At 72.1% G+C, this 23,353-nt stretch carries 17 protein-coding genes; 10 read left to right on the top strand and 7 right to left on the bottom strand.

Translation table 11 applies throughout. The features are described from left to right. Positions 1-151 precede the first annotated feature (151 nt). The gene (locus tag ACN268_RS08785) at positions 152-1,465 is read right to left on the bottom strand and encodes a cellulose binding domain-containing protein (protein ID WP_421482641.1); all 1,314 of its coding nucleotides are present in this window, start codon (positions 1,463-1,465) and stop codon (positions 152-154) included. A gap of 332 nt (positions 1,466-1,797) precedes the next feature. Next, entirely contained in the window at positions 1,798-3,384 is a 1,587-nt protein-coding gene (locus ACN268_RS08780; protein WP_421482640.1) for a cellulose binding domain-containing protein, read from the bottom strand. 359 nt (positions 3,385-3,743) lie between these two features. On the opposite strand from ACN268_RS08780, the gene ACN268_RS08775 reads away from it, so the two are divergent. After that, a complete protein-coding gene (locus ACN268_RS08775; RefSeq protein ID WP_421482638.1) occupies positions 3,744-4,634 on the top strand; it encodes an SGNH/GDSL hydrolase family protein in 891 nt (296 codons plus the stop codon). Positions 4,635-4,726: 92 nt separating this feature from the next. Here ACN268_RS08775 and ACN268_RS08770 read toward each other — a convergent pair whose 3' ends face one another. Continuing rightward, entirely contained in the window at positions 4,727-6,409 is a 1,683-nt protein-coding gene (locus ACN268_RS08770; protein WP_421482637.1) for a cellulose binding domain-containing protein, read from the bottom strand. 115 nt (positions 6,410-6,524) lie between these two features. Next, complete coding sequence (locus tag ACN268_RS08765) at positions 6,525-9,374, bottom strand: glycosyl hydrolase family 95 catalytic domain-containing protein (protein WP_421482636.1); 2,850 nt, start codon at positions 9,372-9,374, stop codon at positions 6,525-6,527. A 610-nt stretch (positions 9,375-9,984) separates the two neighbouring features. On the opposite strand from ACN268_RS08765, the gene ACN268_RS08760 reads away from it, so the two are divergent. The 9 genes from ACN268_RS08760 to ACN268_RS08720 all read left to right on the top strand — a co-directional run bounded on the left by ACN268_RS08760 (position 9,985) and on the right by ACN268_RS08720 (position 20,186). After that, the gene (locus ACN268_RS08760) at positions 9,985-11,547 is read left to right on the top strand and encodes a glycoside hydrolase family 43 protein (protein WP_421482635.1); all 1,563 of its coding nucleotides are present in this window, start codon (positions 9,985-9,987) and stop codon (positions 11,545-11,547) included. A gap of 73 nt (positions 11,548-11,620) precedes the next feature. Then, positions 11,621-12,661, top strand: a complete 1,041-nt coding sequence (locus ACN268_RS08755; RefSeq protein WP_421482634.1) for a LacI family DNA-binding transcriptional regulator — start codon at positions 11,621-11,623, stop codon at positions 12,659-12,661. A gap of 130 nt (positions 12,662-12,791) precedes the next feature. Then, a complete protein-coding gene (locus tag ACN268_RS08750) occupies positions 12,792-13,220 on the top strand; it encodes a Fur family transcriptional regulator (protein ID WP_421482633.1) in 429 nt (142 codons plus the stop codon). 23 nt (positions 13,221-13,243) lie between these two features. Beyond that, positions 13,244-15,520, top strand: a complete 2,277-nt coding sequence (gene katG / locus ACN268_RS08745) for a catalase/peroxidase HPI (protein ID WP_421482632.1) — start codon at positions 13,244-13,246, stop codon at positions 15,518-15,520. Between the two features lie 115 nt (positions 15,521-15,635). Next, positions 15,636-16,166: a hypothetical protein gene (locus ACN268_RS08740; protein ID WP_421482630.1), complete on the top strand. Its 531-nt coding sequence runs from the start codon at positions 15,636-15,638 to the stop codon at positions 16,164-16,166. A 57-nt stretch (positions 16,167-16,223) separates the two neighbouring features. Then, a complete protein-coding gene (locus ACN268_RS08735; protein ID WP_421482629.1) occupies positions 16,224-16,763 on the top strand; it encodes a hypothetical protein in 540 nt (179 codons plus the stop codon). A 37-nt stretch (positions 16,764-16,800) separates the two neighbouring features. Next, complete coding sequence (locus ACN268_RS08730; protein ID WP_421482628.1) at positions 16,801-17,769, top strand: hypothetical protein; 969 nt, start codon at positions 16,801-16,803, stop codon at positions 17,767-17,769. A 75-nt stretch (positions 17,770-17,844) separates the two neighbouring features. Next, positions 17,845-18,465, top strand: a complete 621-nt coding sequence (locus ACN268_RS08725; protein ID WP_421482627.1) for a TetR family transcriptional regulator — start codon at positions 17,845-17,847, stop codon at positions 18,463-18,465. A 161-nt stretch (positions 18,466-18,626) separates the two neighbouring features. Continuing rightward, positions 18,627-20,186: an FAD-dependent monooxygenase gene (locus ACN268_RS08720; protein WP_421482626.1), complete on the top strand. Its 1,560-nt coding sequence runs from the start codon at positions 18,627-18,629 to the stop codon at positions 20,184-20,186. Between the two features lie 58 nt (positions 20,187-20,244). Here the strand turns inward: ACN268_RS08720 and ACN268_RS08715 are convergent, their stop codons facing one another. Genes ACN268_RS08715 through ACN268_RS08705 form a run of 3 tightly spaced genes read right to left on the bottom strand, consistent with a single transcriptional unit; the run spans position 20,245 to position 23,326 of the window. Continuing rightward, positions 20,245-21,549: a sulfate adenylyltransferase subunit 1 gene (locus ACN268_RS08715; RefSeq protein ID WP_421482625.1), complete on the bottom strand. Its 1,305-nt coding sequence runs from the start codon at positions 21,547-21,549 to the stop codon at positions 20,245-20,247. Further along, complete coding sequence (gene cysD, locus ACN268_RS08710) at positions 21,549-22,463, bottom strand: sulfate adenylyltransferase subunit CysD (RefSeq protein WP_421482624.1); 915 nt, start codon at positions 22,461-22,463, stop codon at positions 21,549-21,551. Before cysD ends, ACN268_RS08715 begins: the two co-directional genes overlap by 1 nt. Next, the gene (locus tag ACN268_RS08705; RefSeq protein WP_421482623.1) at positions 22,460-23,326 is read right to left on the bottom strand and encodes a 3'(2'),5'-bisphosphate nucleotidase CysQ; all 867 of its coding nucleotides are present in this window, start codon (positions 23,324-23,326) and stop codon (positions 22,460-22,462) included. Before ACN268_RS08705 ends, cysD begins: the two co-directional genes overlap by 4 nt. Positions 23,327-23,353: the final 27 nt, after the last annotated feature.

Here is a 23,353-nt window from a genome sequence, read left to right as displayed (position 1 = left end):
ACCCCGGCCGTGGCGGGACGGCGGGCTGCGGCCGGTGGACGGGATGCGCTCCCGCCCACCGGCCGCCGGGTTTCCCGCCGTCCCGCCGGGTCCCTGACCGACCCTGCGGTGACCCGGCCGGCCGTGATCAGCCCGGCCGTGGCCGGGTCGGTCAGCGGGCGGTGCAGGTGGGGGTGAGCCCGGATCCGCTGCCGTTGCCCTGGAAGCCGAACTCGGTGACCTGGCCGGGGGCGAGTTGGCCGTTGTAGTTGACGTTGGTGAAGCGGACCGTCCCGGTGCTGCCGCTGGCGGTGGCGTTCCAGGTGTTGGTGACGCTCGCGCCGCCGGGCAGGGTGGTGCTGACCGTCCAGCCGGTGGTGCCGGCGGAGCCGGCGGTCACCCGCAGGGAGGCGGTGAAGCCGCCGTTCCACTGGTTGACCGACACGGTCGCGGTGCATCCGCCACCGCCGGGCGGGGGCGTGGTCGGGGTCGCCGGGGGCGTGGTGGGGGTCGCGGGCGGGGTGGTGGTGGGCGGCGGGGTGGTGGGTGGCGTGGTGCCGTCGAACTGGGTGAAGAAGTTCCACACCACGGGCCGGGTCCAGGATTTCTCGCCGGGGGCGTACACGTCGGCGGTGCCGTCCACGGCGTTGGGGGCGTGTCCGCCGTCGAACGGGGCCCAGGCGACCGGGTAGCCCGCCCGGCAGCCCGAGTAGTAGGTGACGGTGTGGGTCAGGCTGCCCTGCGCCGGCTCCGGGGGGTTCTGCGGGGTGCAGCCGTTGTTGCGGACGAACCGGTCACGCAGCGACCGCCCGGTCGAGATGGGCAGCACGTTGTCCCGCAGGCCGTGGATGCCGATGTACGCGATCGGCTGGGTGCCGCCGTTGCAGCCACTGAGCTGCCCGCCGGAGTAGACCGCGACCGCGCGGAAGGCCGAGGCGCGGGCGCAGGCGATGGCGTAGCTCATCCCGCCGCCGTAGCTGAACCCCATGGCGAAGCGCTGGGTGGTCTCGACGCACAGGTTCGACTCGATCTGCCGCATCATGTCGTCGACGAAGGTCAGGTCCCGGTCGCCGCTGTTGGCCCAGCCGTTGCCGATGCCCTGCGGGGCGACGAAGATCGCGCTGTTGTTCGCCAGGGCGCGGATGCCGTAGTAGGACCAGGGGTAGCCGCTGGTGCCGCCCGAGTCGACCTCGGTGGCGGTGCCGCCGTTCCAGTGGAACGCGAAGATCAACCGGTAGGGGTGGTTGCGGTCGTAGTTGTCGGGGATCCGCAGGATGAAGGTGCGGTTCTGGCCACCGCTGGAGATGGTCCGGGTGCCGCTGGTCAGCGTCGGCGTCTTGCCGCATCCGGCGGTCGCCGCGAGCGGGGCGGCGTCCCCGGCCCAGGCGACCGGCCCGGTCCCGGTGGTGATCGCGGCGCCGCCCAGCGCGAGGGCGAGCGTCGCGACTGCCGCGACGACGCCGGCCACGAGTCGGTGTCTCGACATCAGGGGAACTCCTTCGACATCAGGGTGGTGGGGGCGCGACCGGCCTGCCCGACTCCGACGGTGGCGGCGACCCCGGCGGTGATCCCGGCCGTGCCGGTGGGGCCACCGGAGCGGGACAGGTGATCACATTAATCGATGAACGTAAACGTAATCCGTATGACGTATGATGTCAATAAACGGGTGGTCGGCGGTGCGCCTCCGGAGGGGGTCCGTGGTGCGCCGGTCCGGTGCCCGGCCGGGGGATGAGCCGGGGTGCTCGAACGCAGGGGCCGGTGACGCGGAACGGTCCGCGTCACCGGCCCCGCTGCCGTGGCCTGCCCGGCGTCAGCGGTTCACCAGGTCAGCGGCAGGGTGTTGACGAACCGGGTGAGCGCGCCGGCGATGAGCTGGTCGTCGCGGCGGGAAGGGTGCCAGTCGCAGCCGAGCTTGTCGAGCCCCAGTGCGTTGTCGTCGTAGTAGAGCGACCGGATCCGGGTGTCGCCCCGGCTGGCGCGGGTCTGCACGACCTGCTGCACGGAGCTGGCCAGCGCGGTGGTGGGGGACAGGTCGGGGTAGGTGAGCACGATGAACGTGTCGGGCCCGTACCGGCTGCGCAGCTTGTCGAGGAAGGCCAGATAGGCGCTGCGGAAGTCGGCCGCGAGCTGGTCGACGGTGGCCCACCGTTCGCCGGGGTTGAGGGCGGTGGAGAAGTCGTTGATGCCCAACCCGACCACCACCAGTTGCGGCTTCCAGGTGGCCGGTTTCTGCCATACCGTGCTGTTCCACAGGGCCTGTAGGTCGGTCTCGTAGTAGGTGCGGAAGTTGTCGGTGCCGCCACCGTTGTAGTTGCGCACCATGCCGAGCCCCGACCAGGCGGTGAGCTGGTAGTCGGCGTTCAGGCTCTGCGCGGTCAGGGCGCCGAAGGTGACGTCGGCGTTGGAGTTGCGGGTGACCCCGCCGTTGCCGGAACAGTCGCGGGTGGTCGACATGTTGCCGTAGCCGGCGGTCCACGAGTCACCGATGAACTCGATCTGCCGGCTGCGGGGTGCGGGTCGGGCCAGGATCGCCCCACCGGCGGCGGGGACGAGGCCACCGAACTCGCCGACGGCCCACGGGCTCTCGGTGCGCTTGACCAGTCGTACGGAGTGCTCGCGGTCGGCCAGGTCGCGGACCCAGTAGGTGGTCCGGCCCGGTGTGACCAGGGTGGCGACGGTCGCGCCGTCGACCTGCACGAGGTAGTCGTTCTGCGAGTCGTTGAGGACGATCCCGACCCCGGTGCCCCGGAACCGGCCCTCGAAGTAGATGCCGGGCCAGGTGTACTGCGCGCTGCCGCCGACCGCCCTGACCCGTCCCACCGTCGTCGTCTGGTCGAGCGCCCCCGTCACCGGCGGCGGCGTGGTCGGCGGTGGGGTGGTGGGCGGCGGTGTGGTCGGTGGCGGCGTGGTGGGCGGCGGCGTGGTCGGCGGTGCGGTGGTCGGCGGCGGCGTGGTGGTCGGTGGTGCGGTGGGCCCGGTGGTACGGCCGGTGCAGGGCACCCCGTTGAGGGCGAAGTCGACGGGCACCGGGTTCGCCGCGTTGTTCCAGGTCGCGCCGAAGCCGAACTGGGCGCTCGCCCCGGTGCCGAGGTTGGCGTTCCAGTCCACGTTGCCGACGGTGACCCGGCCGGCGGACTGGGTGGCCGTGCCGTTCCACCACTGGCTGATCACCTGCCCGGCGGTGAAGGTCCAGGTGAGCCGCCAGCCGGAGAGCGGGTCGCCGAGGTTGGTGACGTCGACGTTCGCGCCGAACCCGCCCGGCCACTGGTTCGTCACCGTGTAGGTGACCCGACACCCGGCCGCCGCCTGGGCGGGGACGGTGCCGACGAGGGCGGCGGTGGCGACGACGGTGGTGGCGGCGCACAGTGACACCGCAAGTCTGAGCCGGGAACGCATGGGTCCCATGGATGATCCTCCCGCAGGGGTGGGGCGGCGACGACTGTCGGCCGCGTCGACGGGGCGGCTCCGCCGGCGGGAGGGGTGGTCCCGGTCCGGGGGCGAATGGCCGCGTGGTGCTGGCGTGGTGTGCGGCGGACGGCGATGTGCCGTCGGCCGGCCCACTCCGGTCGTACGGTGTCCCTCGGCCCGCAGCCAGCCCGGCTCCGCTGCGGATTATCCCGTCCGGATTCGACCCCCGTCAATCGATGAGGTCGTCGGCCGGTCGGGCTCCGAGGGGTATGTAACGAGAGCTGTCTATATTGACGTCCGGCGTGGAAGAGCGCAGGATCGCGGCACCACCCCCGTGATCCGCCCTGGGAGGCGTCATGCCCCGTTCCCGCCGGCCGCTGCTGCGGACCGCCACCCGGATGCTCGCGTTCGCCGCCGCCACCGCCGGTGTGCTGGCCGCCGCCGCGCCCGCCAGCGCCGCCGTCCCCACCGGACGCTACGTCGCCCTCGGCGACTCGTACACGTCCGGCCCGTTGATCCCCACCCAGGTCGACCTGAACTGCCTGCGCTCCAACCGCAACTACCCGTCCCTGGTCGCCGCGTCCGCCGGCTCGTCGCCGTTGGTCGACGTGAGCTGCTCCGGGGCCACCACCGACGACATCCGCTACGGCGGCAACGGCTCGCTGGGCCGGCCACTGCCCCCGCAGCTCGACGCGGTCACCCCGGACACCACCCTGGTGACGGTGCAGATCGGCGGCAACGACATCGGCTTCTCCAGCATCATCAGCGACTGCGCGCAGGCGAGCTTCAGCAGCCCGCTCGGCTCGCCCTGCAAGAGCCTCTACACCGCCGGCGGCACCGACCAGTTGCAGGCCCGGATCACCGCCACCGCCCCGAAGGTCACCGCCGTCCTCCAGGCGGTCCGTCGGGCCGCGCCCGGGGCGCGGATCGTGGTGCTCGGCTACCCGGCGATCGTGCCGGACTCCGGGTACGGCTGCTGGCCGCTGGTGCCGATCGCCTACCAGGACGTGCCGTACCTGCGGGGTGTCGCCACGTCGCTCAACGCCATGCTGGCCGGTGCCGCCGCCGCGAACGACGCCGTCTACGCCGACGTCTACACCCCGTCGATCGGGCGGGACACCTGCAAGAGCAGTGGTACCCGGTGGGTGGAGGGCCTGGTGCCGGAGAACGCGGCGGCGCCCTTCCACCCCAACGCCCGGGGCGAGCAGGGCATGGCCACCGCGGTGCTGGCCACGCTGGACAACTGACCCGACCAGCCGTGGCGGGACCCCCGGTCATGTCGCGTCCCGATGCCGGGCCGATGTCATGACCGGGGGTCCCGTCGTTTCCGTCAACCCGGTCAGGCCACCGTGCAGGTCTGGCCGTTGAGGGTGAACGCGGTCGGCTTGGCGTTGCTGCCGGACCAGCTGGAGATGAACCCGAAGCCCACGCTGCCACCGGGGCTGAGCAGGCCGTTCCAGCCGGCGCTGCTGGCGGTGACCTGTGCGCCGTTCTGGGTGTAGGTGACCCCCCACGCCTGGTTGAGCTGCTGCCCGTCGGCGAACGACCAGCGCAGGCTCCAGCCGTTGACCGCCGTGGTGCCGGTGTTGCGGATCGTCACCTCGGCCTGGAACCCGTCCGGCCACTGGCTGGTGATCCCGTAGCTGACCTGGCAGGAAATGGCCGCCGGCGGCGGGGTGGTCGGAGCCGGCGTGGTCGGGGCCGGGGTCGTCGGAGCCGGGGTGGTCGGGGCCGGCGTGGTGGGAGTGACGGTCGGGGTGGGGGTGCTGGTCGCGCCGCTGACCCGGTAGACCACCGTCCCGTGACCCGGCACGCTGGCCGAGATGGCTCCGGAGGTGGTGCTGGTCGTGTTGGTCCACGCGTCACGCAGGGTGAACGAGCTGCCCGACAGCCCGATGGCGGCGGCGGTGGTGGTGATCGTCGTTGTGGAGCTGCCCTGGTTGAACAGGGCGACGGCGGTGTCGCCGTTGGCGAGTCGTTTGGCCAGGACCCGACGGGTGCCGTCGAAGGAGACCTGGCTGGCTTGGAGGGCGAGGGGGTCTTGGCTGATGGCGATGAGGTTGGCGTTTTTGAGGATGGTTTGGGTTGCGGTGTTCATGGTGCGGAGGTCGTTGCCGGCGATGAGGGGTGAGGCGAGGATGGCCCAGAGGGCGAAGTGGGAGCGCATTTCGGTGTCGGTCATGCCGCCGCGGCCGACTTCCATCATGTCCATGTCGTTGAAGGCGCCGGGTTTGGCGCGGGCGGCGAGGGGGACGGTGACGTCGATGATGTTTTGGATGCCCATGGGGTAGCCGTTGGTTTGGCCGCTGTTCCAGGTGTTGGTGATGTCTTCGGTGGTGCGCCACATGTTGGAGACGTCGCCCCAGTCGCGTTGGGGTCCGGTTTTGGAGTGGATGCTGTTGGAGTTGATGCTCAGGACGATGGGTCGGCCGGCGGCGGCGAGGCCGTCGCGCATTTTGGCGAAGGCGCGGACCTGGTCGTCGATGGTGCCGGTGGGTGAGCACCAGTCGTATTTGAGGTAGTCGACGCCCCAGTTGGCGAACTGGCGGGCGTCTTGTGCTTCGCGGCCTTGGCTGCCGGTGGCGCCGGGGTAGGAGTTGAAGTATTGGGCGCAGGTTTTGTCGAGGGGGGCTTGGTAGATGCCGAATTTGAGGCCGCGGGCGTGGATGTAGTCGCCGAGGGCTTTCATGCCGGAGGGGAAGCGGGTGGGGTCGCCCTGGAGGTTGCCGGCGGAGTCGCGGTTGGGGTTCATCCAGCAGTCGTCGACGACGACGTACTGGTAGCCGGCGTCTTTCATGCCGGAGCTGACCATGGCGTCGGTCATCTGCCGGATCAACGCCTCGTTGATGTTGCAGCCGAACGTGTTCCAGCTGTTCCACCCCATCGGCGGCGTCCGCGCCACACCGTTGTTCAGGGCCAGCGCCGGGGAGGTCCGCAGCGCCACCGCCGGGCCCGCCACCAGCAGCAGGCCCGCCGCCACGGCGGTCAACAGCCGACGGCTACGGGTAGATGGTCTTCTCATGCTCTTCCGTCCGTTTCACTCGGGGGTCCTGGGTGCCGGCAGGGGCGGGACGTGTCGTCGCCACCTCGGCCGGCCCGGGGGCACAGCGAGGTGGCGACGACACGCCCGGTGCCGGTCAGCTCGTGGTGCAGGTGAGGTTCGTCGGCGCGTTGTTGGTGCCGTTCACCGTGCCGATGAAGCCGAACGTGGTGGAGGCTCCGGCGGCCAGCGTCCCGTTGTAGTCGACGTTCTTCACGGTCACGTTCGCGCCGCTCTGGGTGTGCGAGCCGCCCCAGATCTGGCTGATGGTCTGCCCGTTGGGGAACGTCCAGGACACCGTCCAACCACGGATCGCGGTCGCGCCGGCGGTCACCGTGACCTCCGCCTGGAAGCCACCCGACCACGAGCCCGTCACCGCGTACGTCGCCCGGGCCCCCGAGGGTGCGGGGGAGCTGGTGGTCGGCACCGGCGTCGTCGGGACCGGGGTGGTCGGCGCCGGCGTCGTCGGGGTCGGCGTGGGGGTGGCGGTGGGCGTGGCGGTCGGCGTCGGGGTCGGCGTCACGCCCGGCCGGGCCGCCCGGTAGGTGTGCCCGGCCTGGACGGCGAACTGGACGACGTCGGTCTCCGGGCGGGTGGTGGCCGGCACGCTGCCGTCGGCGACGTCGGTGAGCGTGAAGCTGCCGGTGAACAGCCGTGACCGCACCCGCAGCGTGCCGTCGCGGTCGGCGCGGATGCCGATCTCGGTGGGCTGCCCGCTGCTCCACGCCACGCCGACGGTGTAGCCGCCACGCCCGCGCAGGCCCGCGACCTGCCCGGTGGGCCACGCGCTGGGCAGCGCGGGCAACACGTTCAGCTCACCGGTGTGGCTGTGCAGCAGCATCTCGGCGATGCCGGAGGTGGCGCCGAAGTTGCCGTCGATCTGGAACGGCGGGTGCAGGTCGAACATGTTCGGCGCGAGCCGGTCGGTGCGGACCAGGTCCTTGAACAGCTTGTGGGCGCGGGCACCGTCCTCCAGCCGGGCCCAGAAATTGATCTTCCAGGCGAGGGACCAGCCGGTCCCGTCGTCACCGCGCAGCTCCAGGGTCTTGCGGGCCGCCTCGTACAGGGCCGGGGTGCCCCGCTTGGTGATCTGGTTGCTGGGGTGCAGACCGTACAGGTGGGAGACGTGCCGGTGGTTCCGCTCGGTCTCCACCCAGTCGGCCAGCCACTCCTGCACGTTGCCCCGCGAACCGACCCGGGTCGGGGGGAGCCGGTCCTTGGCGGTACGCACCTGCGACCGGAACGTGCTGTCCACCCCCAGGATCTCGCTGGCGCGGGCCGCGGCGTCGAACAGGTCCCGCAGGATCTGGTTGTCCATCGTCGGCCCGGCGCAGACGCTGGCGTTGGAGTGGTGCGGCAGTTCCGGGGAGTTCGACGGGTTCGTCACCAGGTAGCCCAGCGACGGGTGGGCGACGAGCGTGTCGAGGAAGAACTGGGCGGCGCCCTTGAGCGCCGGGTAGTTGGTCTGGAGGAAACCCAGGTCACCGGTGAACAGGTAGTGGTCCCAGATCATCGTGCCCAGCCACGCGCCACCGGTCTGCCACATGCCCCACAGTGCACCGTCCACCACCGACGCGCCCCGCCAGGCGTCCGTGTTGTGGTGGGTGACCCAGCCGCCGGCGCCGTACTGCGCCTGGGCGACCCGGGCACCGGTTACCGTCAGGTCCTTGACCATGTCGAACACCGGCAGGAAACACTCGGACAGGTTGGTGGTGTCGGCCGGCCAGTAGTTCATCGGCAGGTTGGCGTTGATGGTGTACTTCGAGTCCCACTGCGGCGTCAGCGAGTCGTTCCAGATGCCCTGGAGGTTCGCCGGCTGGGTGCCCGGCCGCGAGGACGAGATCAGCAGGTACCGCCCGAACTGGAACAGCAGCGCGGCGAACTGCGGGTCGTTGCTGCTCGCGTGCTGCGCGAGCCGTACGTCGGTGGTCTGGTCGGCCGCGGCCGTACGACCCAGGTTGATGCTCACCCGGTTGAACAGCGCCTGGTAGTCGGCCAGGTGCCGGCTGCGCAACTGCTCGATGGCCACGCCCTTGGCGGCGTTGAGCCGGGTGCGGGCGATGCCCTGGTAGTCGCCGTTGACGGTGCGGTAGTTGACGTAGCTGGAGCCGATCGAGATCAGGATGGTGACGCTGGTGGCCCCGGAGACCCGCAGGGTGCCTCCGGAGCTGCTGACGGTGCCCCCGGTCACTGCGGCGTTGGCCAGGGCCAGGAAGCGGACCGAGCCGTTGACCCCCTCCTGGCTGCCGGAGATGCCGTCCAGCCCGATGGTGGCGGAGTCCGGGCTCGACACGGTGGTGCGCTGCGGGCTGTCGAACGTGGCGGAGAACGTGATCGCGTTGGCCCGGTCGGTGGTCAACCGCACCACGATCACCTGGTCGGGTGCGCTGGCGAACACCTCCCGCTGGTGCCGTACCCCGCCCAGCACGTAGGTCGTGGTGACCGTGGCGGTGGTGAGGTCGAGGGTGCGGACGTACTGGCTGGCCCCGCTGGCCGACCCGAACGCCAGCCGCAGGTTGCCCACGGTCTGGTACGCGAGCTGACCACCCGGGTTGCCCATCATCGTCTGGTTGATCAGGTCCTGCGCCGAGGTCCACTGGTCGGCGAAGACCCGTCGCCGGATCTCGGCCAGGTTGGCCGCGCCCCGGGTGTTGGCCGAGTCGTACGGGCCACCGGCCCAGACGGTGTCCTCGTTGAGCTGGAGCCGTTCGGTGTCGACGTTGCCGAACACCATCGCACCGAGCCGGCCGTTGCCGATCGGCAGCGCGCGCAGCCAGTCGGTGCCGGCTCCTTCGTCGTACCACAGGGCGAGGTCGTTCGCGGCCAGCACCTGCGGTGGTGCGGCCGAGCCGGCGCGGGCGGTGGCGGTCCAGGCGACCGGGACCAGCGCGGCGCCGGCCCCCACCGCTCCGGCCTTGAGGACGTTCCTTCGGGTCACTTCAGACATGTTCTCTCCCAGGGGGTGCGGATCAGAGCCGGGTGTGGAGGGGGAGGGCGACACTGGTGGCCGTCGCCGTGCACCAGGTGCGGGGGACACGGTCGACCGCCACCCGGCCCGGACCGGTGTTCCGATCGGCCGCAGCGGAAACCCTGCTGTTATCGCTAACAGGCGCGGCCCGTCGCGCCCTGACGTCGGTATCCATGACTACCGTGACGGCGCGTCGAGCTCCCGGCGGCGCACCATCTCGCCACATATGGACTCTCGTGGATTCCTTGGGCTCCGTCAAGATATGACGGCCATGTTGCGCGAATGTTCCTGACCCGGTCGGTGGGCCCGGGGCACCGTCCGTCCGCCGCGCCGAGCAGTGACCGCTCGGCGCAGCGGGGTGCCCGGACGGGTGGCGCGCCGAGGTGGGATGCCAGCTCAGGGCCGGTTCCGGCGGGACATGTCGGGGACGGTCCGCCGCCCGCACGGCATGGGGCGGCAGTGCCGGCCTTGAACCGGAAGGTGACCTTCCGTAGCATCCGGGATTGCGAAATGTTATCGCAAACATTTCTGAACCCGGATAGCCCGTGCCGGCACCGTCCACTGTGCCTGTGCCGTCGAGGAGGTGCGCGTGGTGTCCAGCGGAGCGTCCTACCGCAATCCGGTCGTCCCCGGATTCCACCCCGACCCGAGCGTCTGCCGGGTCGGCGCGGACTACTATCTGGTCTGCTCCAGCTTCGAGTACTTCCCGGGCGTGCCCCTGCTGCACAGTCGTGACCTGGTCACCTGGCGGCAGATCGGCAACATCCTGGACCGGCCCGGCCAGCTGGCGTTGCCCGCCGACACCGAGGCGTCCCGGGGCATCTTCGCCCCTACCCTGCGCCACCACGACGGCCGGTTCTGGCTGGTCACCACCAACGTCAGCCTGGGTCGGCACCTCATCGTCACCGCGCCGGAACCCACCGGCCCCTGGTCCGATCCGGTCTACTTCGACCTGCCGCACGTCGACCCCTCGCTGGCCTGGGACGACGACGGCACCTGCTGGCTGACCACCTCCGGCGTGGATGCCTACCGGATCGACCCGGAGGGCGGCCGGGTGCTGGAGGGGCCGCTGCCCCTGTGGTCGGGCACCGGCGGCCAGTACCCGGAGGCCCCGCACCTCTACCGGATCGACGGCTGGTGGTACCTGCTGCTCTCCGAGGGCGGCACGCACACCGGCCACGCGGTGTCGGTCGCCCGCTCCCGCAGCCCGCGTGGCCCGTTCACCCCCGCGCCGGCCAACCCGATCCTCACCCACCGGGGCACCGACCTTCCGGTGCAGGCCACCGGGCACGGCGACCTGGTCCAGGCGCTCGACGGCAGCTGGTGGCTGGTCCTGCTCGGCATCCGGGCCCGGGGCCAGTGGCCGCCCTACCACGTCCTCGGCCGGGAGACCTTCCTCGCCCCGGTGCGCTGGGTCGACGGCTGGCCGGTCGTCGACCCGGTCCGGGAGATCACCGCCGCGCCCCCCGGCAGCGCCCCGGCCGGTGCCGCCCCGGCCGGCCCGGACGCCTTCCGCGACGACTTCGACGCGACAGTCCTCGCGCCCGAGTGGATCTCGCCCCGTAGCCGGCCGGACGACTGCTGGTCGCTGACCGCCAGGCCGGGCTGGCTCACCCTGCACGCCGTGGGCGCGACCCTCGACCTCGCCGGTGCGACGATCGTGGCGCTGCGGCAGCGGTACCACGACAGCCGGACCAGCGTCCGGGTGGACCCGGGCACCGGCACCGCCGGGCTCACCATCCGCATCGACGAGGCGCACCACTACGACCTGGAGGTCCGGGCCGGCACCGTCCGGGTGATCGGCCGGGCCGGGCCGTTCCGACAGGTCTTCGCCACCCACGCCGTGCCGGACGGCCCGGTGGTGCTGACGATCGCCACCCGAACCCACGACCTCTACCCACCGACCGTGACCTCCGCCGCCGACCTGGTGGCCCGGACCGCGCCCCGGGGGGTGCGGGCGGCCGGCTGCGACATGGTCACCTTCGAGGTGGCGGGCCCGGCCGGTGCCGTCGTACTGGCCGAACTCGACGGACGCTACCTGTCCACCGAGGTCGCCGCCGGGTTCACCGGCCGGGTCGTCGGCATGTACGTCACCGGGGGCAGCGCGGCGTTCGACTGGTTCACCCACCGGCCGGTGGCGGCACCGCACTGAGCGGCAGCCGGCGCGGTCGGGGACCCTCGCCGGTGCCCGGGGCGGTCACGCCGGCGCACGTAGACTTCCCTGTGTGATCGAGGAAGGTCGACGTCGCCGCTCCCGCAAGCCCCGACGCGGCGACCTGCCCCTCGCCACGATCGCCGAACTCGCCGGGGTGTCCCCGCCGACGGTCTCCAAGGTGCTCAACGGCCGCCGGGGGGTGGGTGAGCAGACCCGGCAGCGGGTGGAGGCGCTGCTGCGCGACCACGGCTACCGCCGTCGACCGCCCGGGAGCGTGACGCCCTGCATCGAGGTGGTCTTCCACCAGATGCTCTCCTCGATCGCCATGCCGATCCTGCGCGGGGTGCAGGAGGTAGCCGGCCCCCGGGACCACACGGTCGGCTTCACCGACGTGCAGCACCGCCTGCGGGCCGGGCAACCCTGGGCGCAGGCGCTGCTGCTGCGCCAACCGGCCGCCGTGATCACGGTCTTCTCCCTGGTGACGGCCGAGGACGGGGCGAGCTTCGCCGCCGCCGGCATACCGCTGGTGGCCGTCGACCCGGTGGGCAACCTGTTCCCCGTCCCCGCCGTCGGGTCGGGCAACTGGAGCGGGGCGCTGTCGGCCACCCGCCATCTCGTCGACCTCGGCCACCGGCGGATCGGGGTGCTCACCGGCCCGGTCCGGGACCTGTCGGCGCGGGCCCGCCGCGACGGCTTCCGGGCCGCGCTGGACTACGCGGGCGTGCCGTTCGACGAGCGGCTCGAACGCAGCGGCGTGTTCACCTTCGAGGACGGCCTGCGGCTCGGCGTCGAGCTGCTCGCCGGGGCCACGCCGCCCACCGCCGTGGTCTGCGGCAACGACCTGCAGGCGCTGGGCGTCTACGCGGCGGCCCGGGAGGCCGGCCTGCGGATCCCCGACGACCTCAGCGTCGTCGGCTTCGACGACGTCGACGAGGCGGCCTGGCTGGCACCGCCGCTGACCACGGTGCGGCAGCCGTTCGGGGAGATCGGGGCCACCGCCGCCCGTCTGGCGCTGGCCCTGGCCGACGGCCAGCCACTCGTCCAGGACCGGTACGAGCTCGGCACGTCGCTGGTGGTGCGGGGCAGCACCGCGCCACCCCGTCGCCGCTGAGCCCACCCGTCCGCTTCCACCACCGCACCGGTCGCACTGCGTGAGTCATGCGTCACCCAGGGGAGGGACGTGTGCCGCCACGCCGGCCGTAAACTTGATTTGCTCCAGAACAGCGGACTATGGTCGACCCATGACGGCCGACCTCGAGGCACAGTTACGGGCGGCCTCGCTGCGCGTGACCCGGCCCCGACTGGCCGTGCTCGCCGCGCTGCGGGACCATCCGCACGTCGACACCGACACGGTGATCGCGCTGGTCCGGTCCGACCTGCCAACGGTCTCCCACCAGGCGGTCTACGACGTGCTGCGGGCGCTCACCGAGGCCGGCCTGGTGCGCCGCATCCAGCCGGGCCGGTCCACCGCGCGCTACGAGGCACGGGTGGGGGACAACCACCACCATGTCGTCTGCCGCTCCTGCGGCGTGATCGCCGACGTCGACTGCGCCGTCGGTCACGTGCCGTGTCTCACCGCCTCCGACGACCACGGGTTCGTGGTCGACGAGGCGGAGGTCGTCTACTGGGGCACCTGCCCCGACTGCGCGGCCGACCGCACCTCCCAGTGATCCACCAGTTCGGAAGGAAGTACATGAGCGACACCCAGGACAACGCCCCCGTCAGTGCGCAGGGCGTGGACCAGAAGGCGGCGGCCGGCTGTCCGGTCGCGCACGACTCGGTGACCGCGCAGGGTAGCGAGAGCGAGAACCCGGCGATCGACTCCCCGAAGCCGAAGACCGGAGGGCGTCCGCGTACCAACCGGGACTGGTGGCCCAACCAGCTCGACCTCTCGGTCCTGCACGCCCACTCGGCCAAGGGCAACCCGCTGGGGGAGGACTTCAGCTACGCCCGCGAGTTCGCCAAGCTCGACGTCGAGGCCCTCAAGCGGGACATCACCGAGGTGCTCACCACCTCGCAGGACTGGTGGCCGGCCGACTTCGGCCACTACGGCGGCCTGATGATCCGGATGAGCTGGCACGCCGCCGGCACGTACCGGATCGAGGACGGCCGCGGTGGCGCCGGTGACGGCGGGCAGCGGTTCGCGCCGCTGAACAGCTGGCCGGACAACGCCAACCTGGACAAGGCCCGCCGGCTGCTCTGGCCGGTCAAGCAGAAGTACGGCCAGCAGATCTCCTGGGCCGACCTGCTCGTGCTCGCCGGCAACGTGGCCCTGGAGTCGATGGGCTTCAAGACCTTCGGCTTCGGCTTCGGCCGGCCGGACGTGTGGGAGCCCGAGGAGATCTTCTGGGGTCCGGAGGACACCTGGCTCGGCGACGAGCGCTACGCCTCCGAGACCGAGATGTCGGCCGGCGTCGGGGCGACCGAGATGGGCCTCATCTACGTCAACCCGGAGGGTCCGCGTGGCAACGCCGACCCGCTCGCGGCGGCGCACTTCATCCGGGAGACCTTCCGCCGGATGGCGATGAACGACGAGGAGACCGTCGCGCTGATCGCCGGCGGGCACACCTTCGGCAAGACCCACGGCGCGGGCGTCGCCGACGACCACGTCGGCCCCGAGCCCGAGGGTGCCCCGCTGGAGGCGCAGGGCCTGGGCTGGCTGAGCACCCACGGCAGCGGCAAGGGCGGCGACACCATCACCAGCGGTCTGGAGGTCACCTGGACCGACCGGCCGACGCAGTGGAGCAACCGCTTCTTCGAGATCCTCTTCGGCTACGAGTGGGAGCTGACCACCAGCCCCGGTGGGGCCAAGCAGTGGGTCGCCAAGGACGCCGAGGCGATCATCCCGGACGCGCACGACCCGGCCAAGAAGCACAAGCCGACGATGCTCACCACCGACCTGTCGCTGCGCGTCGACCCGGCGTACGAGAAGATCTCGCGGCGCTTCCTGGAGCACCCCGACGAGTTCGCGCTGGCGTTCGCCAAGGCCTGGTACAAGCTGCTGCACCGCGACATGGGCCCGGTCAGCCGCTTCCTCGGCCCCTGGGTCGCCGAGCCGCAGCTCTGGCAGGACCCGGTGCCGGCCGTCGACCACGAGCTGGTCTCCGACGCCGACGTCGCCGCGCTCAAGGCGAAGGTGCTCGACTCCGGCCTGAGCACCGCACAGCTGGTCAGCACCGCCTGGGCCTCCGCCGCGAGCTTCCGGCACACCGACAAGCGCGGTGGCGCCAACGGCGCGCGGATCCGCCTCGAACCGCAGCGCAACTGGGAGGTCAACCAGCCCGAGCAGCTCGCGACGGTGCTGGCGACCCTGGAGGGGATCCAGCGCGAGTTCAACGACGCCGGTGGCGCGAAGATCTCGCTGGCCGACCTGATCGTGCTGGCCGGCTCGGCCGCCGTCGAGCAGGCCGCCCGGGCCGCGGGTGTCGAGGTGACCGTGCCGTTCCGGCCGGGCCGCACCGACGCCAGCCAGGAGCAGACCGACGTCGAGTCGTTCGCCGTGCTGGAGCCGCGCGCCGACGGGTTCCGCAACTACCTGCGTCCGGGTGAGAAGACCCAGCCGGAGGTGCTGCTCGTCGACCGGGCGTACATGCTCAACCTGACCGCGCCGGAGATGACCGTCCTCGTCGGCGGCCTGCGGGCCCTCGGCAACAACGTGGGCGGCACGACGCACGGCGTGCTCACCGACCGGCCGGGTGTGCTCAGCAACGACTTCTTCGCCAACCTGCTCTCCCCGGGCACCCGGTGGAAGGCGTCGGAGTCCGAGGAGCACGTCTACGAGATCCGGGACCTGGCCACCGACGAGGTGAAGTGGACCGCCACCGCGGTCGACCTCATCTTCGGGTCCAACTCCCAGCTGCGCGCCCTCGCCGAGGTCTACGCCAGCCAGGACGCGGGCGCCAAGTTCGTGACCGACTTCGTGGCGGCCTGGACGAAGGTCATGGAGCTGGACCGGTTCGACCTCTCCTGATCCGACCCCGCTGCGCGGGCCCCGGCCGACGGCCGGGGCCCGCACTGGTTCGGGGGAGGGGTGAACCCCACTTCATATTGGACAAAACGCCCATAAGCGTCCTATAGTGTCGTTCGTGCATTTCCTGGCAGCCCTGGTCAGTCCGCTGTTGCTCGTGGGCGGTGTGGCACCGCCCGGCGCGGCACCCGTCCCCCGCGTGCGGGCGATGGCGCTGGTGGTCGGGCTGGACATCACCGTGCCCCCCACGGCCAGCCTCGGCGCGGGCGTGCCCGGGGTCACCCTCAGCCGCTCGCTGGGCACCGTCACCGTGAACGACACCCGGACGACCAACCCGAACACCTGGACGGCCACCGTGTCCGCCACGGCGTTCATCACCGCCGGGGGTGGCGCGGGCAAGACCATCGCCACCACCCAGGTCTCCTACTGGTCGGGACCGGTGACCAAGCAGAACGGCGGTGGCACCAAGGTGCCGGGTCAGGCCACCGCCGCGCAGGCGGTGACATTGACCGTGCCGCGGGTCGCGTTCAGCAAGACCTCGGGCAACCAGCGCAACAGCGTGAGCTGGGCGCCCACCCTCCGGGTGGCGATCCCCGCTGCGGCGGTGACAGGCGTCTATACCGGCACCATCACGCACTCTGTCGCCTAATGAGTGATTCGCGCTGAATGCTCCCTATGTGCGCGTTCGATAATTAGCGTGGTGGGCATGAAGAAGCCATTGCTCGCCCTGGCCGCCGGGGCAGCGGTGCTCGCCGTAGCATCGCCCGCCGCCGCCGCCCCGTCGGGCGACACCACCGTCACCTTCACCGTGTCGACCGCCAACCTGGACATCACCGTCCCGCCGTCGGTGAACCTGGGCGCGTCCTTCGCCGGCTCCACCATCACCGGCTCGCTCGGCAACGTCACGGTCACCGACAACCGGGCGGCGCTCTCGGCGACCTGGACCGCGTCGGTGACCAGCACCGCGTTCACCACGGGTGGGGGTACCGGTCCGGAGACGATCCTGCCCAACCTGGTGGAGTACTGGTCCGGACCGGCGATCTCCACCACCGGCACCGGCACCTTCGTGCCCGGCCAGCCCACCTCGGCCGACGCGGTGACGCTGAACCTGCCCCGGACGACCTTCTCCAAGACCTCCGGCAGCGGCAACAACTCGGCCACCTGGAACCCCAGCCTCCGGATCACCCTGCCGCCGGCGGCCGTCGGCGGCCTCTACACGGGGACGGTGACCCATTCGGTGGCCTGACCGACTCCGTGCCGTTGTCCTGGCCGTCACCGTCCTGGTGACCGCCGGGACACCGGCGTCTGCCGCGTCGCCGTCGCCCCCGCCGAACCCGAGTTTCAGCGGCCCCGCCGCGGCGGTCGGCATCCGGCTGCTCGACGCCCCGGTGAACCGGCGCGACGACAGCCGCGCGCACAAGTACATCGTCGACCACGTCCATCCCGGGACGACCATCAAGCGGCGGATCGTGGTGCAGAACGTCTCGGAGATCGAGCGGAAGATCGCCGTCTACGCGGCCGCCGCCGAGATCGACCGCACCGGCTTCGTCTTCGCGCCCGACCGGACGCCCAACGAGCTGAGCAGTTGGATCACCGTCGACCAGGGCGAGGTGGAACTGGAGCCCGACGACGAGGCGGTGCTCACGGTGACCATCGTGGTGCCGGAGAAGGCCTCCGCCGGGGAGCGGTACGCGGTCATCTGGGCCGAGGTGTCCACCACCGACGGCGCGAACGTCCGCAACATCGGCCGGGCCGGCATCCGGGTGTACCTGTCGGTCGGGCCGGGCGGCGAACCCCCGTCGGGCTTCGAGGTGTCGGGGCTCACCGGTCACCGGGACGGCGACGGCGCGCCGGTGGTCACCGCCGAGGTGCGCAACACCGGGCAGCGGGCGCTGGACCTCGCCGGCCAGCTCCGCCTCACCGACGGCCCGGGCGGGCTGTCGGTCGGGCCGGTCCGCGCCGAGGCCGACACGCTCGCTCTCGGCGGCACCACCACCGTGCGGGTGCTGCTGGACCCGAGGCTGCCCGACGGGCCGTGGAGCGCCCGGCTCGACCTCGCCAGCGGCTGGACCAAGCGCACCGCGACCGGAACCGTCTCCTTCGGTGGATCGACGGCCGCCGCCGCGACCAGCAGGGACCGTTCCGGGCTGGTGCTCACCGGCGGGCTCGTCGCGTCGGCGGTGGTCCTGCTCCTGTTCACCGGGTTCGCCTTCCGTCGTCGGGGTCGTGCCCGGCATGCGCTGCCCGCCTGACCGGACGCTGCGAACAGCAGGAAAGTGCGTGGCACGCAATATTGCGTGCCACGCACTTTCCGCTATGCTGGGTGGGTGAGCGGGCTACGGGAGCGCAAGAAGGCGGAGACGCGGGCGGCGCTGAGCTGGGCGGCCATCCGGCTGACCGTCGCCCGGGGCTTCGACAACGTCCTGGTGGAGGACATCGCCCAGGCCGTGGGGGTGTCCCCGCGTACGTTCAACAACTACTTCTCCAGCAAGGCCGAGGCGATCGCCTTCCGGCACCTCGACCGCAGCCGGCAGGTCGCCGAGGCGCTGCGCCGACGGCCGGCCGACGAACCCCTGTGGACGGCGCTGATCGCGGCGACGCTGACCCGGTTCGCCCCCGGCCCGGAGGTCACCCGGTCGCCGCCTGGCGCCCACGCCGAATGGGTCGAGGGGCTCGCGGTGATGCTGGCCGAGCCGGCGTTGCAGGCGGAGATGCTGCGCGCGGGCGCGATCGCCGAGGCCGACCTGGCCGCGGCCGTCGCCGAACGCACCGGCACCGACCCCGACCGCGACCTCTATCCGCATCTCGTGGCGGCCAGCGTGAACGCCGCCGTGAACGCCGCGATCCGGCACTACCTGCGCGCCGATCCGCCCGTGGCGATGCAATACCTGCTCCCCGACGCGCTGACCCGGCTCGCCGCCGGCCTGCCGCCCCCCACGCCCCGCTGACCCGACCGCCGCCCGGTCCCACCGCGCCGCGCCGACCGTTCCCGCCGAACCGTGCAAGCCCGATCCACCGCGCCCACCCGCACCCCGTCGGGGTGCCCGGTCCTGCCCGTGCTCCGCCGCGCCCCGGCGGCGGTCCGCCATGCCCTCGAAAGGAACCCGCGATGATCGACGTCCTCATCGTCGGCGCCGGCCCCAATGGTCTCCTGCTCGCCGCCGAACTGGCCCTGGCCGGCGTCCGGCCCGTCGTCTGCGAACGGCTGTCCGCCCCCACCACCGAGCAGCGCGCCAACGGGCTGGTCGGTCAGGTGGTCCGGCTGCTCGACCGGCGCGGCCTGCACCACCGCCTCGTCGACGACCCGGGGCCGCCGCAGCCGTCGCCCGGGTTCGTCTTCGGGGCCCTGCCGCTGGACCTGCGGGCGGTGCCGGACAACCCGCTGTACCTGCTCCAGGCCCCGCAGAGGCACCTGGAACGGGTGCTCGCCGAGCGGGTCGCCGAAATGGGTGTGCAGGTCCGACGGGGACACGAGGTGACCGGCCTGACCCCGGGCGCGGACGACGTGCGGGTCGCCTTCGCCGACGGCACCACCGTGGGCTGCCGCTACCTGGTCGGCGCGGACGGCGGGCACAGCGTCGTACGCCGGCTGGCCGGGATCGGCTTCCCCGGCGTGTCCACCGACCGCACCGTCTCCCGTACCGCCCAGGTCAGCCTGCCCCCGGAGCTGGTCGACGCGGCGACCGGCGACCTCGTGGTGCCCGGATACGGCACCGTCGCGCCGTTCCGGCACACCCGCACCCCGCACGGGCTGATCGTGTGGGCCCCCTTCGCCGGGCGTCCGGTCACCCTCAGCACGATCGAGTGGCCCGGGTCGACACGGTTCGACGGGCCACTGACCCTCGCCGAGCTGCGCGCCAGCGTCGCCCGGGTGCTCGGGGCCGACGTGCCGATCGGTCCGCCGGCCGGCCCCGGTCCGCACCTGCTGCGCCGCCTGGTGGGCGGCAACACCCGGCTCGCCGAGCGGTACCGCGCCGGGCGGGTGCTGCTGCTCGGCGACGCCGCCCACGTCCACTCGGCGATCGGCGGGCCGGGGCTCAACCTCGGCCTGCAGGACGCGGTGAACCTGGGCTGGAAGCTGGCCGCCCAGGTGCGCGGCCGGGCCCCGAGCGGGCTGCTGGACTCCTACGAGGCGGAACGCCGTCCGGCTGCGGCGCGGGTCACCATGTCCACCCAGGCCCAGTCGGCGCTGATCGCCCCCGGCAGCGAGGTCACCGCGCTGCGGGTGCTCCTCGGTGAACTGCTCGACCGGCCGCAGAACGCGGCCCACGTCGCCGCCCTGCTGGCCGGGGCGGACGTCCGCTATCCGATGGGCGACGCCGACGGGCCGCTGGTCGGACGCTTCGCACCCGACCTGGTGTGGCACGGCGGCACCGGCCCGGTCCGGCTGGCCGAGCTGACCCGGACCGCCCGCCCGCTGCTGCTCGACCCCACCGGCGGTCACGCCGGAGCGGCCGGGCCGTGGCGGGACCGGGTCGACGTGCTCACCGGACGGTTCACGTCGGGCGGCGCGGCGGCCGACGCACCCGGCGACGACCTGCCGACCGCGCTGCTGCTGCGCCCGGACTGCCATGTGGCCTGGCAGTCCCCGACGGACCGGCCGGACGCCGACGGGTTGACCGCCGCGCTCGCCCGCTGGTTCGGCCCGCCGAGCGCCGACCGGGGGTGACGTGGTTCGGCCGGCCCGGCGGGGGAGGGGGCCGGGCCGGCCGACGCGGAGCGCGGGGTCAGTCCCGCTGGATGACCATCCCCGCGCCCACGGTGCGGTTGGTGGTCTCGTCGATGATGACGAAACCCCCTGTGGTGCGGTTGCGGTGGTAGTCGTCCACCAGCAACGGCACGGTGGTGCGCAGCCTGATCCGGCCGATCTCGTTGAGCGCCAGCGCGGTGCTGGTCTCGTCCCGGTGCAGGGTGTTGATGTCGAGCCGGTAGTGCAGCTCGCGGACGATGGCACGCGCCGAACGGGTGGTGTGCTTGACGACGTACCGGCCGCCGATCTCCAGCGGGCGGGTCTCGTCCATCCAGCAGACCATCGCCTCGATGTCCTGGGCGACGGTGGGCGTGTTGTTCGGCCGGCAGATCATGTCGCCCCGGGAGACGTCGATCTCGTCGTCGAGGCGGACGGTGACCGACATCGGGGGGAACGCCTCGTCGACGGGGCCGTCGGCGGTGTCGATGGCGGCGATCCGGCTGGTGAACCCCGACGGCAGGACCATCACCTCGTCGCCGGGCTTGAGCACGCCGGAGGCGACCTGCCCGGCGTAGCCCCGGTAGTCGGTGACCGTGGTCGACTGCGGGCGGATCACGTACTGCACCGGGAACCGGACGTCGACCAGGTTGCGGTCCGAGGCGATGTGCACGTGCTCCAGGTGGTGCAGCAGCGACGGCCCCTCGTACCAGGGCATGTTCTCCGACCGGGTGGCGATGTTGTCACCCTGGAGCGCCGACACCGGGATCACCGCGAGGTCGGGCACGTCGAGTTTCGCCGCGAAGGCGGTGAACTCGTCGGCGATGCGTTCGAAGACCTCCTGGGAGAAGTCGACCAGGTCCATCTTGTTGACGCACAGCACCAGGTGCGGCACCCGCAGCAGCGAGCACAGGAACGCGTGCCGCCGCGACTGCTCCACCAGTCCCTTACGGGCGTCCACCAGGACCAGGGTGAGGTCGGCGGTGGACGCGCCGGTGACCATGTTGCGGGTGTACTGGGTGTGCCCGGGGGTGTCGGCGATGATGAACTTGCGCCGGGGGGTGGCGAAGTACCGGTACGCGACGTCGATGGTGATGCCCTGTTCCCGTTCGGCGCGCAGGCCGTCGGTGAGCAACGCCAGGTTGGTGTACTCGTCGCCCCGGGCCGCGCTGACCGCCTCCACCGCGGCCAACTGGTCGGTGAACAACGACTTCGTGTCGTACAGCAACCGACCGATCAGGGTCGACTTGCCGTCGTCCACACTGCCCGCCGTGGCGAACCGCAACAGGTCCATCGGTCGGGCCTCGGCCGGGGAACCGGCCGGTGCCAGCATCTCGGTGCTCATCAGAAGTAGCCCTCCCGCTTGCGGTCCTCCATGGCGGCCTCGCTGACCCGGTCGTCGCCCCGGGTGGCACCCCGCTCGGTGATCCGGGTCGACGCGACCTCGTCGATCACCTTCTCCACCGTGTCGGCGTCGGAGCGGACGGCGGCGGTGCACGACGCGTCCCCGACGGTGCGGTACCGCACCCGGGCGGTGAAGGGTTCCTCGCCCGCGCGGGGGGTGAAGAACTCGTTGACGGCGTAGAGCATGCCGTCGCGTTCGATCACCTCACGGTCGTGCGCGTAGTAGATCGACGGCAACGGCACCCGCTCCCGGGCGATGTAGTGCCAGATGTCCAACTCGGTCCAGTTCGACAACGGGAACACCCGGATCGACTCACCCGGATGATGCCGACCGTTGTACAACGACCACAACTCCGGCCGCTGGTTCTTCGGATCCCACTGCCCGAACTCGTCCCGGAACGAGAACACCCGCTCCTTCGCCCGCGCCTTCTCCTCGTCCCGCCGCGCCCCACCGAACAACGCGTCGAACCGGTGCTTCTCCACCGCGTCCAACAACACAGGCGTCTGGATCCGGTTCCGCATCCCGTCACCCGACTCACGGACCAGGCCCCGGGTCAGCGCCTCCGGCACGCTCGCCACGATCAGGTGCAGGTTCAGCTCGCTCACCCGCTGGTCGCGGTAGTCGAGCACCTCCGGGAAGTTGTGCCCGGTGTCCACGTGCATCACCGGGAACGGGATGCCGGCCGGCGCGAACGCCTTCTGCGCCAGCCGCAACATCACGATCGAGTCCTTGCCGCCGGAGAAGAGCAGCACCGGCCGCTCCATCTCGGCGACCACCTCACGCATCACGAAGATGCTCTCCGCCTCCAACTCGTCGAGCTGGGAGACCTGGTACGCAGCCGATCCGCTGCTCATCGCGGGTCCTTTCCGGGGTGGGGGACGGGGGAACCGGAGGTGGCCGCCGTACCGGCCAGTTGCCGCCGCAGCGCGGCGAGCAGCGGCACGGCCAGCTCGCCGCGACAGACCAGCAGGTCCGGCAGCCGGGGGTCGGCCTCGTTGTAGGTCAGCGCGGAACCGTCGATGCGGGAGGCGTGGAACCCGGCGGCGGTGGCCACCGCCACCGGCGCGGCGGAGTCCCACTCGTACTGGCCGCCCGCGTGGATGTAGGCGTCCACGTCACCTGTCACCACCGCCGCGATCTTCGCCCCCGCCGAACCCATCGGCACCAGTTCCGCGCCGACCTCCCCGGCCAGCGCGGCCAGGAACGCGGGGGGACGGCTGCGGCTGGCGGCCAACCGGATCACCCCGTCGGGCGGGGGCGGCGCGGCAGGCAGCGCGTCGGCGACGTCGGTGGTCAGCACCCGGCCCTGCGCCGGCAGCGCGACCGCACCGGCGACCAGCCCGTGCGGGGTCGCCGCGTCGCGGGCCCAGAGCGCCACGTGCACCGCCCAGTCGGCGCGGCCCTGCTCGGAGAACTCCCGGGTGCCGTCCAACGGGTCGACGATCCACACCCGCCCGGCGGTCCGCCGGGACACCCCGTCGCCGGTGTCCACCAGCCGGGAACCCTCGTCCTCCTCGGAGAGCACCGCGTCGGCCGGGCGGCACCGGGCCAGCTCGGCCCGCAGGAGGTCGTGGGCGGCCCGGTCACCGGCGGCCTTCAACGCGGCGGGATCGGCGTGACCGTGGTCGGCGCGTACCCGTAGCAGCAGCTCACCGGCGTCGGCGGCGAGCCGGCGGGCGAGCGCCACGTCGGATTCGGCGATGGTGGGGTCAACCATGGCAACTCCTCGACCTGTCGGGTACGC

It is taken from the genome of Micromonospora sp. WMMD735 (assembly GCF_049178995.1).
GTDB lineage: Bacteria > Actinomycetota > Actinomycetes > Mycobacteriales > Micromonosporaceae > Micromonospora > Micromonospora wenchangensis.
This window is presented reverse-complemented; position numbering and strand designations above follow the sequence as displayed.

Bases quoted from the DNA above. Each gene is read 5' to 3' on its own strand.
- ACN268_RS08785 (WP_421482641.1), bottom strand. From the start codon at position 1,465: ATGTCGAGACACCGACTCGTGGCCGGCGTCGTCGCGGCAGTCGCGACG.
- ACN268_RS08780 (WP_421482640.1), bottom strand. From the start codon at position 3,384: ATGGGACCCATGCGTTCCCGGCTCAGACTTGCGGTGTCACTGTGCGCC.
- ACN268_RS08775 (WP_421482638.1), top strand. From the start codon at position 3,744: ATGCCCCGTTCCCGCCGGCCGCTGCTGCGGACCGCCACCCGGATGCTC.
- ACN268_RS08770 (WP_421482637.1), bottom strand. From the start codon at position 6,409: ATGAGAAGACCATCTACCCGTAGCCGTCGGCTGTTGACCGCCGTGGCG.
- ACN268_RS08765 (WP_421482636.1), bottom strand. From the start codon at position 9,374: ATGTCTGAAGTGACCCGAAGGAACGTCCTCAAGGCCGGAGCGGTGGGG.
- ACN268_RS08750 (WP_421482633.1), top strand. From the start codon at position 12,792: ATGACGGCCGACCTCGAGGCACAGTTACGGGCGGCCTCGCTGCGCGTG.
- katG (WP_421482632.1), top strand. From the start codon at position 13,244: ATGAGCGACACCCAGGACAACGCCCCCGTCAGTGCGCAGGGCGTGGAC.
- ACN268_RS08735 (WP_421482629.1), top strand. From the start codon at position 16,224: ATGAAGAAGCCATTGCTCGCCCTGGCCGCCGGGGCAGCGGTGCTCGCC.
- ACN268_RS08720 (WP_421482626.1), top strand. From the start codon at position 18,627: ATGATCGACGTCCTCATCGTCGGCGCCGGCCCCAATGGTCTCCTGCTC.
- ACN268_RS08715 (WP_421482625.1), bottom strand. From the start codon at position 21,549: ATGAGCACCGAGATGCTGGCACCGGCCGGTTCCCCGGCCGAGGCCCGA.
- cysD (WP_421482624.1), bottom strand. From the start codon at position 22,463: ATGAGCAGCGGATCGGCTGCGTACCAGGTCTCCCAGCTCGACGAGTTG.
- ACN268_RS08705 (WP_421482623.1), bottom strand. From the start codon at position 23,326: ATGGTTGACCCCACCATCGCCGAATCCGACGTGGCGCTCGCCCGCCGG.